This window comes from Clostridium sp. 1001283B150225_161107_B6, from assembly GCF_015556325.1.
Taxonomy (GTDB): Bacteria; Bacillota; Clostridia; order Lachnospirales; family Lachnospiraceae; genus Enterocloster.
This window is the reverse complement of record NZ_JADNMD010000004.1, coordinates 38986-55537: the sequence shown is the minus strand read 5'-3', so window position 1 is coordinate 55537 and position 16552 is coordinate 38986. Positions and strand designations below refer to the sequence as shown.

Here is a 16552-nt window from a genome sequence, read left to right as displayed (position 1 = left end):
TTACCATGAAAAAATCAGCCTTTCAATGGACGTAAATGAGACTTAAGAAACAGTAGGAAATATTAAGAAATACCGGCCCGCGGGCTTCCAGAACCATCTTCGCCACGCAAAAGGAACCGGGCAGCCGACCTTTGGGGTCAGCTGTCCGGTTCCCATTCTATGGCGCTATCCCTCCGCCCCAGGGCAGAGTGACGGTTTGATTGGAATTATAACTGGGGACCAGCAACAACCAGTGCCTTTCCTGCTTCATTGCCCTCATATTTTGCAAAGTTCTTTACAAAACGCTGTGCCAGGTCTTTTGCTTTTTCCTCCCACTGGGAAACCTCTGCGTATGTATCACGCGGGTCAAGAATCTTCGGGTCTACCCCTGGAAGCTCGGTAGGAATCTCAAAGTTAAAGAATGGAAGCTGCTTGGTTGGAGCCTTTGCAATGGAGCCGTCAAGAATCGCATCAATGATGCCGCGGGTGTCGCGAATGGAGATACGCTTGCCTGTTCCATTCCAGCCGGTGTTAACAAGGTATGCCTTTGCACCGCTCTTCTCCATTCTCTTAACAAGCTCCTCTGCATACTTGGTTGGATGCAGTTCCAGGAAAGCCTGTCCGAAGCATGCTGAGAATGTAGGTGTTGGCTCTGTAATTCCACGCTCTGTACCGGCAAGCTTTGCTGTAAATCCGGACAGGAAATAATACTGTGTCTGCTCAGGAGTCAGAATGGATACGGGAGGCAGTACGCCGAACGCATCTGCTGACAGGAAGATAACATCCTTTGCAGCCGGAGCAGCTGATACCGGACGAACAATCTTCTCAATATGGTCAATCGGATAGGATACACGTGTATTCTCAGTCACGCTCTTGTCATCAAAGTCAATCTTGCCGTCAGCGTCAAGTGTAACATTTTCCAAAAGGGCATCACGCTTGATTGCATTATAGATGTCAGGCTCGGAATCCTTATCCAGGTTGATTACCTTTGCATAGCATCCGCCCTCGAAGTTAAATACGCCGTTGTCATCCCAGCCATGCTCGTCATCACCGATAAGAAGACGCTTGGGGTCTGTTGAAAGAGTGGTCTTGCCTGTTCCGGAAAGTCCGAAGAAGATAGCGGTATTCTCACCGTTCATATCTGTGTTGGCAGAACAGTGCATGGAAGCAATGCCCTTCAGAGGCAGATAGTAGTTCATCATTGAGAACATACCCTTCTTCATCTCTCCGCCGTACCATGTGTTCACAATAACCTGCTCGCGGCTGGTGATGTTGAACATTGCAGCTGTCTCGGAATTCAGGCCCAACTCCTTGTAATTCTCTACTTTTGCTTTGGAAGCATTATATACAACGAAATCAGGCGTGAAGTTTTCCAGTTCCTCTGCGCTTGGCTGGATAAACATGTTTTTTACGAAATGAGCCTGCCATGCAACCTCAACAATGAAGCGGATTGCCATGCGGGTGTCTTTGTTTGCTCCACAGAATGCATCTACGACAAACAGTCTCTTATTGGAAAGTTCTTCCAGGGCAATCTTCTTTACCGTATCCCATGCTTCCTGGCTGGCTGGATGGTTATCATTCTTGTACTCATCCGTTGTCCACCATACAGTGTCCTTTGAGTTCTCATCCATAACAATGAACTTGTCCTTAGGGGAACGACCTGTGTAAATGCCAGTCATGACGTTCACTGCGCCAAGCTCGCTTACCTGGCCTTTTTCATAACCCTCCAGAGTTGGCTTTGTCTCTTCTTCGAATAACATCTCATAGGAAGGATTATAAACAATTTCTGTGGTTCCGGTAATACCATACTGACTCAAATCTACATTTGCCATCATTCATTTACCTCTCTTTCATTTTATCGAAATCTTTTTCATTATCTCATTTTGTGAATTAAAAGTCAATATTTCAATTAACAAAATATTAGCAAACATAAAAGGGGCACAAGCAGGCATAAAAAAGCGCCGGTCTGCTGATTCCAGATACAGCAGGCCGGCCTTTGTGGTGATGCCTTTAATTATCTTTTTATAATACGCCTTATGATGCGCTTTAGTCCTCTTTGATTTTTACAATCACCTTTTTAATAGGCGCAGGCTCTCCGTTGGCAGCCTTTGGCTTATGGGCATCCCATGGATTGAAAATCAGATACTGTCCGGCTCCGGTCACAACCTGAAGTCCGGGGGTGGTGTTTTCAAAGAATACCACATCCTTATCCGGATTATAGGGAACCTTAACCGTCATCTCATGTACCGGCGCATAGCTCATGATTTCGCTTCCCTCAATCACATACTGGATATCGGTATAGTGCTCATGGGCTTCATATTTGGCCTCGTCCCACGGAATGGTGGTATAGGCCGTGACATTGGCGTATACGTTCTTGCCGTCAATCTCATACTTTCCCGGCTCCAATGCCTCAAGGTCCGTATTCTTAAGGAAATCCACGGCCTTGGCATATCTGCCTTCAATCCCTAAATTTCTGTAAAAATCCAAGTTCTTCTTCTCATCAAAAATCATATTCCATTCTCCTTTGTGGCGTTTCGATTTTCAAGCATACCCTAGTATACACCTAAAGCCACAGGAAACTCAATCCTTTTTTTCATAATGCCATGTCCCGCAGATTGTTTCCGGGTAATTATCTGAAGAACTCATGGCCGTCATGGGCAAAAAGGTAGGTCAGGCGCCTGTCAAACCAGGAAGCCGCGCTGCCCGATGCCCTTCTGTTCATGAAATACAGGGCTCCATTGGAATAATCCTCGCCGGACAGGGCCCGGTCCACACATTCAATGGTTTCTGCAGTGACCTTTACCGTGTTGATGGTGCCGTTGGATACAGGCTGAAACTGGGATGGCTGGTATACAACTGCCTTTACACTGTCCGGGAATTTCCCTGACAGCACACGGTTTATGATTACATCCGCGACCAGAATCTTTCCCTTGGGGTCGCAGATGCCTGCTTCTGCCTGGACAATGCGCAGGAGCACCTGGTAGTCTTCGTCCGTATATTTAATCCGTCTGGCTGCCCGGCGTTCTTCCTCCGCCTTTTTCCTGGCTTCCTCTTCCTGTTTTTCTTTTAATATCTGTTTCTGAAGTGTCTCAATCTGGGTCTGTGCCGCTGCCTGCTTTCTCTGTTTCTCTCGGACATCCGCTTCCAGCAGCGCACCGGCCAGATGCTGGCCTTCACTGTCTGTATTTAAAAGTCCGGATTGTATTTTTGCTTCAGTAACCAGACCGCTTCCTTCTTCTTCCTCTGCCTCCGTGTCCACGGCTTCACTTTCATTTACCATGGGCGCTGCAAGGGCGTTCCTACCCCCTCCGCCAAACCCATTGGCTGAAAATGCAATAACAGCCACTACCATCATACCAGCCATTACCACGGATGAGGAACGGTACATCTGCTTTGTTACTTTCACAGTCAATGACTTAACAAAGAGCAGTACCGAACGAAGGAATGAATGTAATGTAAGCATACATACTCCTCTTTCCTGGTTCCGCGCAGTTCTGCACGGATACCATTCTCAAAATTTTATGCAGTGGGTATCTCCCACTTTGTGCATGTTTTTCCGGGATGTATGGCTAATTATATGGGATTTGACTTTTCGCGTCAATGGAGATTTAACAATTTTGTTACATTTTTTCTCACTTTTGAAACATTTGTAATATTTTTTATATATTTACTACAGTTTTCCAGTAAATAAGCTTTATAAATTGTACATCTTGCCAGCTTTACTTTTACATTTATATTACATTATTATTAACTTTTAAACATGTTATCTGATTTCCTATTTTTGTAATTTTAATTATGTTAATCATTTTATACCATAATAATTCATTTTTTACATTTTATATCCATCTCTGGATTTTACATTTTATGTCGAAAATTGACACTCATCCCCCACTTTACCGAATAAATGGCATTTAGCTCCCCCATTCCTTCCATATGTTTCCGTCAAAATAGCCAAAGTAAGGAAAAACAAGAAATTCCCTTTGACATTCCCCCTTTACTTTGATACATTAAAGTTCAGAAGTTTTAATTATTAAAGTGTATGCGGAGGTTATTCAAATGACTGTAAAACTGCTGATGTTGATTATCTTTTTTGCCATCATGCTGGGCGTGGGATTCTATTCCCGGCGCCATGCCACCAATGTCAACGACTTTGTACTGGGAGGAAGGGGCGTGGGTCCCTGGCTCACCGCCTTTGCTTACGGCACCTCCTACTTTTCCGCGGTTGTGTTCATTGGCTACGCCGGCCAGTTCGGATGGAAATACGGCCTGGCATCCACCTGGATTGGAATTGGAAATGCCCTGATTGGAAGCCTGCTGGCCTGGGTCATCCTGGGAAGGCGCACCAGGGTCATGAGCAAGCATCTCTCCTCGGCTACCATGCCTGAATTCTTCGGCAGCCGGTTTCACAGCCAGGGCATGAAGATTGTTGCCTCCCTGATTATATTTGTCTTCCTCATCCCCTACACAGCCTCTGTCTACAACGGACTGTCCCGGTTATTCGGCATGGCCTTTGACATTCCCTACAGTGTCTGCGTCATGGGCATGGCCATCCTGACAGCCGTATATGTGATTCTGGGCGGTTATATGGCCACAGCCATCAATGATTTTATTCAGGGTATTATCATGCTGGCCGGAATTGTTGCTGTCATCTTAAGCGTTCTGAACGGCCAGGGAGGCTTTACAGCTGCTGTCGGCAGACTTGCCCTGATTCCCAGTGAAGTTCCGGTAACCCTGGGACAGCCCGGCGCCTATACCTCCTTCTTTGGACCGGACCCCCTGAATCTTCTGGGAGTGGTGATTCTCACCTCCCTCGGAACCTGGGGCCTGCCGCAGATGATTCACAAATTTTATACCATCCGCAGCGAAAAAGCCATTGCCACAGGCACGGTGATATCCACCCTGTTCGCCATTGTTATCTCCGGGGGAAGCTATTTCCTGGGCGGCTTCGGCCGGCTCTTTGACAGCCCTGCCATTTATAATGGAAATGGGGCCGTGGCTTACGACACCATCATCCCTGCCATGCTGTCCGGCCTTCCCGACCTGCTGATTGGAATTGTGGTCATGCTGGTTCTGTCCGCGTCCATGTCCACCCTTTCCTCCCTGGTGCTGACCTCCAGCTCCACCCTGACCCTGGATTTTATCAAGGGCAGTCTGGTGAAAAATATGAAGGACAGGACTCAGCTGATACTGATGCAGTGCCTGATTGTGGTATTCATTGTCATCAGCGTTGTCCTTGCCCTGGACCCTCCGGACTTCATTGCCCAGCTCATGGGCATCTCCTGGGGCGCCCTGGCCGGAGCCTTCCTGGCCCCCTTCCTCTACGGCCTGTACTGGAAGAGGACCACACCGGCTGCTGTGTGGGCCAGCTTTGCAACAGGCATCGGCATCACTGTCTCAAATATGTTCCTGCATTATATTGCTTCTCCCATCAATGCAGGAGCTGTGTCCATGATTGTGGGGCTTATCATCGTGCCTCTGGTATCCTTCCTGACACCCAGGATGGACAGCCAGGATATAAATTCAATCTTCTCCTGTTATGATAATCTGGTGGAGGCAACCACCAGAAAGGTGCTGCCTGACGACCAGTCCTTTGACTCTCCGGCATTTAAAAAGAGGAAGAAAAAGTAGCATATGAAAACAGCGAAAAGCTGTCCTTTCCCATGGTATACGGGAAAGGACAGCTTTTTATTTCATGAGAATGCATTTATTCTATGCAGACATTTTCATCTTATCTAAAGTATAACCTTCACAGGACACTTCTCTGCGCACTTGCCGCAGTTGGTGCATTTCTCATAATCAATGACAGCCAGGTTATTCTCCATATGGATGGCATCAAACTCGCACTGCTTTGTACACAGGGTACATCCGATACATCCGGCTGCACAGACAGCCTTTACATCCTTGCCCTTGTCATGGGAACTGCACTGCACCAGATGCTCTGCCTTGTAGGGAACCAGCTCAATCAGATGGTTGGGACAGGAGGCCACGCACATGCCGCAGGCCACACATTTTTCCTTATCCACCACTGCCACGCCGTCCACCACATGGATGGCGTCAAAGGCGCAGGCCTTCACACAGGAGCCGTAGCCCATACATCCGTAGGCACATGCCTTTTCTCCTGCACCGGGAACCACCGACACCTTTTTGCAGTCGTCCACGCCGTAATAGTTGTACTGCACCTTTGTCTTATCACAGGTTCCCGTACACTTGACGAAAGCCACCTTCTTTTCAGCAGCTCCGCCGGCCACGCCCATGATTTCACCGATTTTCTCAGCCACAGGAGCACCGCCCACAGGGCAGGCCCCCACATCTGCCTGACCGGCCGCAATGGCCTTTGCCAGTGCGTCACAGCCCGCATAACCGCAGCCGCCGCAGTTGTTGCCGGGAAGCTCATTGCGGACCAGAATCTCTTTTTCATCTACCTGTACTTTAAACTTCTCGCTGGCAACGCCAAGGAAGATTCCTATAAGAATACCAAGGATACCTACAACTGCTGCCGCTAATATAATACCTGTAACCATTTTCCTTCTCCTCCTTCTAAATTAATCCGGAAAATCCGAAAAATGCGATTGCCATGAGACCTGAGGTAATTAAAACAATAGGTGACCCCTGGAATGAATACGGTACATCATTGTGCTCAATCTTCTCACGGATACCGGCCAGCATGATGATGGCGATGGTAAAACCTACGGAAATACCAATGCCGTTCACAACGCTCTGGATAAAGCTGTATGACTTCTGTACATTGGTAAGGGCAACACCCAGCACCGCACAGTTGGTGGTAATCAGGGGCAGGTACACGCCCAGTGCCTCATACAGTGAGGGCATGGATTTCTTGAGGAACATTTCCACGAACTGAACCAGGGCTGCGATGACCAGAATGAACACAATGGTCTGCAGGTATTCCAGGTGCATGTTCACAAGGATTCCGGTGTAAACCAGGCTGGTCACTGCCGATGCTATGGTTATAACGAAGATAACGGCCGCACCCATGCCGGCTGAGGTCTCAACCTTCTTTGAAACACCGAGGAATGGACAGAGTCCTAAGAACTGGCTTAAAACAACGTTATTAACCAGAGCGGAACCAATGGCAATTAACAATAACTCTTTCATCTATCCACCCTCCTAATTTTCTTTTTTGGAAGTAGCTGATTTAAGCTCTGCTTCCTTCTTTGCTACAGCTGCCTTCTTTGCCGCCAGCGCCTTTTCCTCAGCCTGACGCATCCTTGTCTCCAGTACCTCATGGTTCGCCATGCAGGCTGAACCGGTACAGGACATACAGTTGCCGCCGCAGGCCAGCCTGGACTGCGCAGCTGAACCATTGGTTGCGGAAGGAGCCTTGAACTTGTTCTGAAGGGCTGTCAGGATAGCCAGCACGAAGAATGCGCCCGGAGCCAGCACGAAGATGGCAACATGGTAATCCTCCGGAATCAGCACTTTCCCGAATACGGCGCCGGAACCAAGAATCTCACGGACCAGACCGATACAGGTCAGGGCCAGTGTAAAGCCAAGGCCCATGCCCAGGCCGTCAAAGGTGGATGCCAGGGGACCATTCTTGGATGCATAGGACTCTGCGCGTCCAAGGATGATACAGTTAACCACAATCAGCGGGATATAGATGCCCAGAGCTGAATACAGGCTGTCAACATATGCCTGGAGCAGCAGCTGCACCATGGTAACCAGGGATGCCACGATAACGATGTATGCCGGGATACGCACCCTGTCAGGTATAATCTTGCGCAGGGCAGAAATAATCATATTGGAAAACAGTAAAACCACGGTTGTGGAAAGTCCCATACCCAGACCGTTGATGGCGGATGTGGTGACAGCCAGTGTCGGACACATACCAAGCATCAGGACGAAGGTAGGGTTTTCTTTCACAATACCGTTATATAAACGTTCTGTACATTTATTCATGTTCCCACCTCCTATTTATTGGATGCAGTTATGCAGATAGTATAAAGCTGCATTGACTGCATTGGTTGTTGCATTTGAAGTGATGGTAGCGCCGCTGATGGCATTAATCTGGGTATCGTCTGCGCTGCCTGATTTGGTGACGGAAAGCTCAGGTGCGTTCTTTCCCACATACTGGTCCTTGAACGCCGGTTCCTTTGCCTTTAATCCCAGACCGGGAGTATCACTGATTTCCAGGAACTCAATGCCTGTGATGGTTCCGTCATCCTTCAGTCCCACCGACAGCTTTACCACGCCGCCGTAGCTGTCGTTGGACAGGGAGGTGATGACATAGCCTAACTGGTTTCCGCCTGCATCCACTGCCTTCAGTACATTCTCCACTTCCACGCCGCCAAAGTCCATACCGGACAGGGCCTCGTTGCAGGCCGGGATGGCAGCTGTGAGGGCTTCGTCGGAATCAAAGGTTTCCGCCTCTGCAAATACTGCCTTATACGCCTTGTTGTTGGCAGCTATGGTTGCCAGCTCAATTGGCTTCTTGGTCAGCTGGTATACACCGCCTAAAAGGCATCCGGACACCAGGGTGATTACAAAGAGAATCACTGCGTCTTTCATAAATCCTGATTTGCTCATGTTTACTTGCCCTCCTTTCCAAATGCTTTGGGAAGGGTTACTTTCTCAATCAGCGGAACAAGGATATTGCTGATGATGATTGCGTAGGACACGCCCTCTGCGGAGCCGCCGAAAATACGGAACAGTCCTGTAAGCACGCCTAACAGGATGCCGAACATAATCTGGCCCTTTGGCGTAATGGGGCTTGTCACATAGTCGGTTGCCATGAAGAAGGCTCCGAAAATCAGGCCGCCGCCGCACAGATGGGCTGCTATATAGTTCAAATCAAATCCATGGCCCCCGAACAGGACGGCAAATACCACAACCGTCAGTATGTAAGTGCCTGGAATCCGGATGGAGATTACCTTCTTCGCCAGAAGATAGGCAGCGCCCACTAAAAGCGCAATCACGGAAACCTCTCCGATGGTGCCTGGAATGTTTCCCACAAACATGGCCGGAACATCCACTGCGCCGCCGCTCTTAAGCACTGCCAGAGGAGTTGCACCGGACACGCCGTCGAATCCGCTGTAGCTGAAATTGGTCATTTTTCCCGCAAAGGAAATCAGCAGAAAGCATCTGGCTGCCAGGGCCGGGTTCATAAAATTCTGTCCCAGACCGCCGTAGAGCTGCTTCACCACGATGATGGCAAAGATTCCTCCCAGAGCCGGTATCCACACCGGAATCTCCGGAGGCATGTTTAACGCCAGTATCATGCCTGTGACCAGGGCGCTGCAGTCGCTGATGGTACTTGGCTTCTTCATCAGCTTCTCATATACATACTCACTTAAAACACAGGCTGCAACCGTAACTATAAGCACCAGCAGCGCATGCATGCCGAAATGATACACACCGAAAGCAGTTGCAGGCAACATGGCAATGGCCACATCCAGCATGATGCTGTGGGTGGTCTCATGGCTTCTCACATGCGGGGATGATGATACGTTTAATAATTTACTCATGACTTATGTCCCCTCCTACCCTTTTTTCCTGCGGTTAGCCGCAACTGTCTTGCGCATTTCCTTAAATGCCTGAGTCAGAGGCCTCTTGGCCGGACATACATAGGTACAGCTTCCGCACTCCATGCATTCCATACCGTTCAGCTTCTCAAATGTCTCGCAGTCGTCCCTGAGGGCGGCCTGCATCATCATCACAGGGATGATGTGGCTTGGACATACGCTGACGCACTTTCCGCACCGTATGCATGCGGAAGGCTCCATCTCTGCCACCTGGTCCTTTGTGAAGCAGGTCAGGGCGGATGAAGTCTTGCTTACCGGAATATTCAGGTCAAATATGGCCTGGCCCATCATGGGGCCGCCTGACAGGATTTTCTCGGGCTCAGTCTTAAAACCGCCTGCTGCATCCAGCAGTTCCTGGTAATTGGTTCCAAGCTTTACGCTGAAATTCCTGGGGTCTGCCACCGCGTCTCCGGTGACCGTAATGATTTTCCTCATCAGGGGCGTGCTCTTGCACACGGCCATGTAGATGGAAATCACAGTGTCAACATTGTCCACAATACATCCTGCATCCGCTGGAAGCATGGATGAGTTGACCTTCCTGCCTGTGACGGCATAAATCAGGGAACGCTCACCTCCCTGAGGATATTTTGTCATAAGCGGGCAAACCGTGATGCGGGGCTCGTCCTTCACCATCTCGGTCAGCTTTTTGATGGCCTCAGGCTTGTTGTTCTCAATGCCTATGACACCCTTTGCATTGTCAAAAAGCTGCAGGATGACCTTTAAACCGCCTACGATTTTCTCCGGCTCCTCCAGCATCATGCGGTAGTCGCTGGTAAGATACGGCTCACACTCTGCGCCGTTGACCAATATGTACTCGATGGCATTTTCATCCTTCGGAGTCAGCTTTACATGAGTGGGGAATCCCGCCCCTCCAAGGCCGACGATACCGGCTTCCTTCACAATGTTGCGGATTTCCTCTTTTGACAGGCCGGATGGGTCCCTGTCCTCTCCCACGCCCTCAACTGTCTTATATTCTCCATCATTTTCAACGATAATGGAGGGCACCATTGCTCCGTTGGCCATACGCCTTGGTTCAATGGCCTTCACCGTACCTGACACAGAAGCAATTACATTGGCAGAGATGAAACCGCCTGCTTCTCCAATCTTCTGGCCTGCCAGTACATGGTCACCCTTGGCTACCAGCGGCTTCGCAGGTGCCCCAATGTGCTGTGACATCGGATACACCAGGTCGCCTTTTGGCATCAGGACCTGTACCGGTTTGTTCTCTGACAGCTCTTTCCCCTCATATGGATGGATGCCGCCTATAAAAGTCGCCAAACCCATGGATTCTCTCCCTCTTTTCTTTCTTTTTATTCCTTTGTGCAGCCGGACCAGTACTGGCGTCCGGTATGACCGGCGGGGCTGCCTGCCCCCACCGGAATACACCAACTTAGTATAGCATAAATAAAGATTGTATACAATACAGATTTTATACGTTATTTTTTTAATTATATGTTAAATAACTGTTAATTTATTGGCAATCAATCCAGTTCTTTCATGCCTGTATACAGTTCGTAGTACCGTCCTTTCAGCTCCAAAAGCTCCTCATGGGTCCCCCGTTCAATGATTTCACCGTGCTCCAGGACCATGATTGCATTGGCGTTTCGCACCGTGGACAGCCTGTGGGCAATGATGAAGGTGGTGCGGTCCGCCATCAGCCGGTCCATGCCGTGCTCAATGTGTTTCTCCGTCCTGGTGTCCACAGAGCTGGTGGCCTCGTCCAGAATCAGCACAGGGGCCTTGGATATGGCGGCCCTGGCAATATTGAGCAGCTGCCTCTGTCCCTGGCTCAGATTGGCTCCGTCCCCCTCCAGCATGGTATCGTATCCATGGGGAAGGCGCATGATAAAGGAATGGGCTGAGGCTGTCTTTGCAGCCTGTATGACCTCGTCGTCCGTGGCGTCCAGCCTGCCGTAGCGGATATTCTCCCGCACCGTGCCTGTAAACAGGTGGGTGTCCTGAAGGACCATGGCGATGTTGCGGCGCAGGGCGTCCCTTGAAATACGGCGTATATCCGCACCGTCAATGGTGATGGAGCCTGACTGGATGTCGTAAAACCGGTTCAGCAGGTTTGTTATGGTGGTCTTTCCCGCTCCGGTGGAGCCTACAAACGCAATCTTCTGTCCCGGCTTGGCATAGAGGCTTATGTCCTTAAGAATGGTTTTATCCGGGTCATAGCCAAAGGTGACATGGTCCAGTACCACATGGCCAATCATGGGATTGGGCGCCGTGCAGTCCTCCGTGTCAGCCGGCTCCGGCTCCTCATCCATCACCGCGAATACACGTTCTGCCCCGGCCAGGGCTGAAAATACATTGCTGACCTGCATGGATATCTCGTTGATGGGACGGCTGAACTGTCTGGAAAAATTCAAAAATACGGTCAGTCCCCCCACGTCAAAGCCCCTTAACACACAGAGCAGGCCGCCCACACAGGCGGTAAGGGAATAGTTTATCTGGCTCAGGCTGTTCATAACAGGCCCCATGATTCCGCCGAAGAACTGGGCCCGAATCTGGTTGTATCTCAGGTCCTGGTTCAGTATGCCGAATTCCTCCCTGGCCATGTCCTCATGGCAGAATACCTTTACCACCTTCTGTCCGGTGATGGTCTCCTCTATATAACCGTTTACTGCTCCCAGGGATGTCTGCTGTGCGGTGAAATATTTCTGGCTCCACCCTGCCACAGCTCCTCCCGCCTTCATCATCAGGGGAATCATCACCAGAGTGACAAGGGTCAGTATCAGGTTGGTGTACACCATGAGGAACAGGGTGCCGATAATGCTCAGTGCCCCGGAAAACAGCTGCACCAGCGTGGAGCTGAGCATCTGTCCGATGGTATCCACATCATTGGTAAAACGGCTCATCAAATCACCGTTGGAATTGGTGTCATAAAACCGCACCGGCAGTTTCTGCATTCTGCCAAACAGGTCATTGCGGATTTTCTGCAGAGCGTTCTGGGCCACGGTCAGCATGACCTTTGCCTGGGCATAATTGGCAAACACTCCCACTGCGAACACAGCCGCCAGCACAGCCAGGGACCTTGCCAGTCCCGCCGGGTCCCCGGGTCCGCCTGTAAGCGGGGCAATAAAAGTATTAATGATAGGCCGCAGCATATAGGAACCTGCCAGGGTTGCCCCGGTGTTGAGGATGACGCAGAAAAATGCCAGCATCATCTTTGGCTTATCCTCATTTAAATAATGCAGGAGACGCCTGATGGTGGTGCCTGCGTTCCTGGGCAGCCGCCCCGGCCCCATGCCCATATTCCGCCCCGGCCCATGCCTTCTGCCTCCCATGGGACCTCCGGGCACAGGAGCCCCATGTCTTCCATAACGCCGTTTCAGGCTTTCCGCTTTCTGTTGTCTCGTCATGATGCAGCCGTCTCCTTTCGGTCCCTCTGGGAATAATAAATCTCCTGGTATGCCTGACATTCTTTCATGAGCTGCTCATGGGTCCCCTGGCCAATGAGTCTGCCCTCGTCCAGCACCAGAATCCGGTCAGCCTCCTCCACAGAGCCGATGCGCTGTGCTATGATGATTTTGGTGGTATCCTTAAGGCTGGTCCTGAAGCACTGCCGTATCCTGGCCTCCGTAGCCGTATCCACAGCGCTGGTGCTGTCATCCAGTATGAGGATTCTGGGCCTTTTGAGCAGGGCCCTGGCAATACACAGCCTCTGCTTCTGGCCGCCTGATACATTGACGCCTCCCTGTCCCATGTCCGTTTCATAGCCATTGGTAAAAGAAGTTACAAAGCTGTCTGCCTGGGCGCTCTGTGCCATTTCCCTGATTTCATCCAGGGAGGCGTCCTCCTTGCCCCAGCGCAGGTTCTCCTCAATGGTGCCAGAAAACAGCACATTTTTCTGGAGCACCATGCCCACGCCCTCCCGCAGGTTTTTCAGGGAATAATCCCTGACATCCACCCCGTCCACCAGCACCTGGCCTTTTGTGGCATCGTAAAGCCGCGGTATCATCTGCACCAGGGTGGTTTTTCCGCTGCCGGTGGAGCCGATGATGCCAATTATCTGCCCCGGCTCAGCCGTAAAGCTTATATCCTCCAGCACCATCTCATCCTCTTTGTCCGTGTAGCTGAAACTCACATGTTTAAACTCCACCCTGCCGTTCAATACAGCCAGGTCTTTTCTGGAGGCGTCCCGGTCTGTCAGGTCAATCTCCGTATCCATTACTTCGTTGACCCTGCGGATGGATGCCACTGCCCTGGAAAGCTGCAGAAAAACCATGGAAAGCATCATAAGCGACATGAGTATCTGTACGATATAGGTGGTAAATGCAGTCAGGTCCCCCACCGGCATATCCCCTGCTATGATAATATTCCCTCCGTACCACACCACGGCCAGAGTGGTTATATTCATGGCAAGGGTCATCACAGGCATGGTCACAATGACGATTTTCATGGCATCCAGACTGCTGTTCTTTAAATCCTGGTTTAGGTCCTTAAATTTATCTTCCTCAAATTCCTCCCGCACAAAGGACTTGATGACCCGCACATTGGTCAGCGCCTCCTGGATGCCGGAATTCAGCTGGTCCAGCTTTTTCTGCATGGCGGTAAACCTTGGAAATGCCGTCTTAAGTATGACTGCAATGGCTGCCGTCAGCAGAGGGATGACCACCAGTATAACCACGGCCAGCCTGGCATTCATCATAAAAGCCATAATCAGGGCCCCTATGAACATTCCGGGGGAACGCATGGCCATCCGCAGTCCCATCATAAGCACGTTCTGGACCTGCTGGATGTCATTGGTCAGACGGGTAACCAGGGACCCGGTACTGTAGGTGTCGATGTTCTTAAAGGAAAATTCCTGCACCTTTGAAAAAAGGTCGTCCCTCAAATCGCTGGTAAAGCTGACTGCCGCCTTCACCGAGAAATAGGCTCCTCCGATTCCTCCAATGGCCATAACCAGGGTGGCCAGAATCATCAGACCTCCCACTGACAGGATATACTGCACATTTCTCTGAGCCACGCCGTTGTTGATAATCATGGACATCAGCTTGGGCAGCATGATTTCTCCCGCCACCTCGGTCAGCATCAGAAGGGGCCCCAGGATAAAGGCGCTGAGATATGGTTTTATATATGCTCCGTATCGTTTCACTTATGATTCCTCTCTTTCTGCCCTGTCTGCAAACTCCCGGTTCAGGTTTCCGTAAATCCGGTCCAGAAGTCCTCCCAGCACCTTCATATCATTCTCGGAAAATCCCTCAAACATACAGCTCTCTATGTGCCTGAAAATCTTTACGCTTTCCTCCACCACTTTCCTGCCCTTGTCTGTAATGCATATCTGGTTGCACCGGTTGTCTTCCTGGTCTACCAGACGTCTTATATAGCCCCCCTTTTCCAGTTTTTTAAGGGAAACAGCTATGGTGGCCCCGGACACCCCATACATCCTTGCCAGCTCTTTCTGGGACACATTGGGGTTATCCGACACAAACATCAGAATCTGATGCTGGCTGCGGTACACTCCTGTGCCGTCCAGGCGGTGCTCCATCATACTGCGGTGCAGCCTGGCTACACGGATGTACTTCTCTATAAGAAGATGTTCCGGAGATTGAAAGGAACAACAGCACGAAGCATTATCCATGTAAATCGCCTCCTTTCTGGATATTTAACTGATAAACCATTAGCCTGTTTATTATTAGCTAGTTAACCATATCAGAGTATAACAGAATAAGTGACTGGTGGCAAGAATTATTTTTCATGGAAAACAGCGGTGGAATCCAGCGAAAATTATGGATGAAAATAATACCTTAAAATGTAAATACCATCCTAGATTTGCATGCTCCGATGTGCTATACTAAGTACACCCTGTTTCCAGGCTGAACATAAACCATTATCTGACACACTGACACAGCACACTGTTTTAGGAGGTGATAGCTTGACAGATTCTGAAAAACTCGACTTTTTGATAACTGAAATTATTGGTATGAAGACTGATATCCAAGGTATGAAGTCCGAAATCCAGGGTATGAAGGCTGATATCCAGGGTATAAAGGCTGAAATCCAGGGTATGCAGTCCGAAATCCAGGGTATACAGTCCGAAATCCAGGGTATGCAGTCCGAAATAAAATCCATGAACACCCATATGGACAATCATGAATTCCAGCTCAAATCCACCGAGCGCATCTTAAGAAACCAAATCATGAAATCGGAATCCCTGATTCTCGGCGAAGTGGAGCGGGTCCATTTAATCCTGGACCAGCACCTGCACAATCAGGCCATGCATACCGTATTGGCATAGCTGGTACATACAGACAATTTAAAAACCCGGCACATCACTGTGCCGGGCCCTGCAATACAGTCAGGATATCTTACGTTTATGCATCGGCTTTATGTATTGATTCCGCGTATTATTTCTGCGTACCAATTCCGCGTATTATTTCCACGCCTTAATCAGCCATTTTCCTAACGTATAAAATTCGTCCTCTTTTTTTCCTCTGTCTCAGGAAGCGTGATTCCGGCTGCTTTTCCGGCCTCAATGGATTTGAGCATCCAGGCCATGTTCCTGCCCAGGACACGCATAATCTGCATGCCTTCCTCATCCTTCATCACATCCTCGGGACATTGTCCGTGAACCATATTCCAGTACTGGGAGGACACCACCGGCATCTGCGTAATCATAAAATATTTGTTCAGCTGGTCCAGGGTCGCAGTTGTGCCGGCCCTTCTGGCGGAAGCAATGGCTGCTCCCGGCTTATGGGCAGCAGCGCTGCTTCCGGAATAGAAGAAACGGTCCAGAAAGGAGGTGACGGCGCCGCTGGCAGAAGCGTAATGCACAGGCGAACCTATAATCAGTCCATCGCTCTGTCTCATCTTTTCCACTGCCTCATTGACCTTATCATCACCATAGATACATTTTCCAAGCTTACCGCATGCACCGCAGCCCATGCAGCCCCGGACAGCCCCGCCGCCCACATGCATGATTTCGGTTTCAATACCAGCCTTATTAAGCTCTCCCGCCACCTCTGCAAGGGCGGTGTAGGTACATCCCTTCTCATGAGGGCTCCCGTTTAACATTAATACTTTCATTT

15 protein-coding genes are annotated in these 16552 nt (G+C 49.9%); 2 read left to right on the top strand and 13 right to left on the bottom strand.

The annotated features are described in order from the left end of the window. Positions 1–206: 206 nt before the first annotated feature. The 3 genes from pckA to I2H39_RS11625 all read right to left on the bottom strand — a co-directional run bounded on the left by pckA (position 207) and on the right by I2H39_RS11625 (position 3442). Positions 207–1811 carry a phosphoenolpyruvate carboxykinase (ATP) gene (gene pckA, locus I2H39_RS11635; protein WP_138309025.1) on the bottom strand — a complete coding sequence of 535 codons (1605 nt, stop codon included), beginning with the start codon at positions 1809–1811 and terminating at the stop codon, positions 207–209. 214 nt (positions 1812–2025) lie between these two features. After that, positions 2026–2490, bottom strand: a complete 465-nt coding sequence (locus I2H39_RS11630; protein WP_138308708.1) for a YhcH/YjgK/YiaL family protein — start codon at positions 2488–2490, stop codon at positions 2026–2028. Between the two features lie 118 nt (positions 2491–2608). Further along, entirely contained in the window at positions 2609–3442 is an 834-nt protein-coding gene (locus tag I2H39_RS11625) for a cell wall hydrolase (RefSeq protein WP_138308711.1), read from the bottom strand. A 593-nt stretch (positions 3443–4035) separates the two neighbouring features. Here I2H39_RS11625 and I2H39_RS11620 point away from each other — a divergent pair. Further along, on the top strand, positions 4036–5607 hold the full coding sequence (locus tag I2H39_RS11620) for a sodium:solute symporter (protein WP_138308713.1): 1572 nt from the start codon (positions 4036–4038) through the stop codon (positions 5605–5607). A gap of 104 nt (positions 5608–5711) precedes the next feature. Here the strand turns inward: I2H39_RS11620 and I2H39_RS11615 are convergent, their stop codons facing one another. The 9 genes from I2H39_RS11615 to I2H39_RS11575 all read right to left on the bottom strand — a co-directional run bounded on the left by I2H39_RS11615 (position 5712) and on the right by I2H39_RS11575 (position 15105). Then, on the bottom strand, positions 5712–6500 hold the full coding sequence (locus tag I2H39_RS11615) for an RnfABCDGE type electron transport complex subunit B (protein ID WP_138308715.1): 789 nt from the start codon (positions 6498–6500) through the stop codon (positions 5712–5714). 16 nt (positions 6501–6516) lie between these two features. Next, entirely contained in the window at positions 6517–7092 is a 576-nt protein-coding gene (rsxA, locus tag I2H39_RS11610) for an electron transport complex subunit RsxA (RefSeq protein WP_138308717.1), read from the bottom strand. 12 nt (positions 7093–7104) lie between these two features. Next, complete coding sequence (locus tag I2H39_RS11605; RefSeq protein ID WP_138308719.1) at positions 7105–7896, bottom strand: electron transport complex subunit E; 792 nt, start codon at positions 7894–7896, stop codon at positions 7105–7107. Between the two features lie 15 nt (positions 7897–7911). Beyond that, complete coding sequence (locus tag I2H39_RS11600) at positions 7912–8523, bottom strand: RnfABCDGE type electron transport complex subunit G (RefSeq protein ID WP_138308722.1); 612 nt, start codon at positions 8521–8523, stop codon at positions 7912–7914. Between the two features lie 2 nt (positions 8524–8525). Beyond that, positions 8526–9461, bottom strand: coding sequence for an RnfABCDGE type electron transport complex subunit D (locus I2H39_RS11595; protein ID WP_138308725.1), 936 nt, complete (start codon positions 9459–9461; stop codon positions 8526–8528). Positions 9462–9476: 15 nt separating this feature from the next. Beyond that, positions 9477–10802: an electron transport complex subunit RsxC gene (gene rsxC / locus I2H39_RS11590; RefSeq protein WP_138308727.1), complete on the bottom strand. Its 1326-nt coding sequence runs from the start codon at positions 10800–10802 to the stop codon at positions 9477–9479. 197 nt (positions 10803–10999) lie between these two features. Then, positions 11000–12883, bottom strand: coding sequence for an ABC transporter ATP-binding protein (locus I2H39_RS11585; RefSeq protein ID WP_195626520.1), 1884 nt, complete (start codon positions 12881–12883; stop codon positions 11000–11002). After that, positions 12880–14619, bottom strand: coding sequence for an ABC transporter ATP-binding protein (locus I2H39_RS11580; RefSeq protein ID WP_195626519.1), 1740 nt, complete (start codon positions 14617–14619; stop codon positions 12880–12882). The genes I2H39_RS11585 and I2H39_RS11580 overlap by 4 nt, the downstream gene beginning before the upstream one ends. After that, complete coding sequence (locus tag I2H39_RS11575; RefSeq protein ID WP_138308734.1) at positions 14620–15105, bottom strand: MarR family transcriptional regulator; 486 nt, start codon at positions 15103–15105, stop codon at positions 14620–14622. Positions 15106–15468: 363 nt separating this feature from the next. On the opposite strand from I2H39_RS11575, the gene I2H39_RS11570 reads away from it, so the two are divergent. Beyond that, on the top strand, positions 15469–15762 hold the full coding sequence (locus I2H39_RS11570; protein ID WP_240305424.1) for a hypothetical protein: 294 nt from the start codon (positions 15469–15471) through the stop codon (positions 15760–15762). A 164-nt stretch (positions 15763–15926) separates the two neighbouring features. On the opposite strand, the gene I2H39_RS11565 is transcribed toward I2H39_RS11570, so the two are convergent. Next, on the bottom strand, positions 15927–16550 hold the full coding sequence (locus I2H39_RS11565; RefSeq protein ID WP_195626517.1) for a flavodoxin family protein: 624 nt from the start codon (positions 16548–16550) through the stop codon (positions 15927–15929). Positions 16551–16552 lie beyond the last annotated feature (2 nt).

Coding starts and splice junctions, on each gene's coding strand:
- I2H39_RS11565 (WP_195626517.1), bottom strand. CDS start 16,550: ATGAAAGTATTAATGTTAAACGGGAGCCCTCATGAGAAGGGATGTACC.
- I2H39_RS11620 (WP_138308713.1), top strand. CDS start 4,036: ATGACTGTAAAACTGCTGATGTTGATTATCTTTTTTGCCATCATGCTG.
- I2H39_RS11575 (WP_138308734.1), bottom strand. CDS start 15,105: ATGGATAATGCTTCGTGCTGTTGTTCCTTTCAATCTCCGGAACATCTT.
- I2H39_RS11570 (WP_240305424.1), top strand. CDS start 15,469: ATGAAGTCCGAAATCCAGGGTATGAAGGCTGATATCCAGGGTATAAAG.
- I2H39_RS11595 (WP_138308725.1), bottom strand. CDS start 9,461: ATGAGTAAATTATTAAACGTATCATCATCCCCGCATGTGAGAAGCCAT.
- pckA (WP_138309025.1), bottom strand. CDS start 1,811: ATGGCAAATGTAGATTTGAGTCAGTATGGTATTACCGGAACCACAGAA.
- I2H39_RS11615 (WP_138308715.1), bottom strand. CDS start 6,500: ATGGTTACAGGTATTATATTAGCGGCAGCAGTTGTAGGTATCCTTGGT.
- I2H39_RS11605 (WP_138308719.1), bottom strand. CDS start 7,896: ATGAATAAATGTACAGAACGTTTATATAACGGTATTGTGAAAGAAAAC.
- rsxA (WP_138308717.1), bottom strand. CDS start 7,092: ATGAAAGAGTTATTGTTAATTGCCATTGGTTCCGCTCTGGTTAATAAC.
- I2H39_RS11630 (WP_138308708.1), bottom strand. CDS start 2,490: ATGATTTTTGATGAGAAGAAGAACTTGGATTTTTACAGAAATTTAGGG.
- I2H39_RS11600 (WP_138308722.1), bottom strand. CDS start 8,523: ATGAGCAAATCAGGATTTATGAAAGACGCAGTGATTCTCTTTGTAATC.
- I2H39_RS11625 (WP_138308711.1), bottom strand. CDS start 3,442: ATGCTTACATTACATTCATTCCTTCGTTCGGTACTGCTCTTTGTTAAG.
- rsxC (WP_138308727.1), bottom strand. CDS start 10,802: ATGGGTTTGGCGACTTTTATAGGCGGCATCCATCCATATGAGGGGAAA.
- I2H39_RS11585 (WP_195626520.1), bottom strand. CDS start 12,883: ATGACGAGACAACAGAAAGCGGAAAGCCTGAAACGGCGTTATGGAAGA.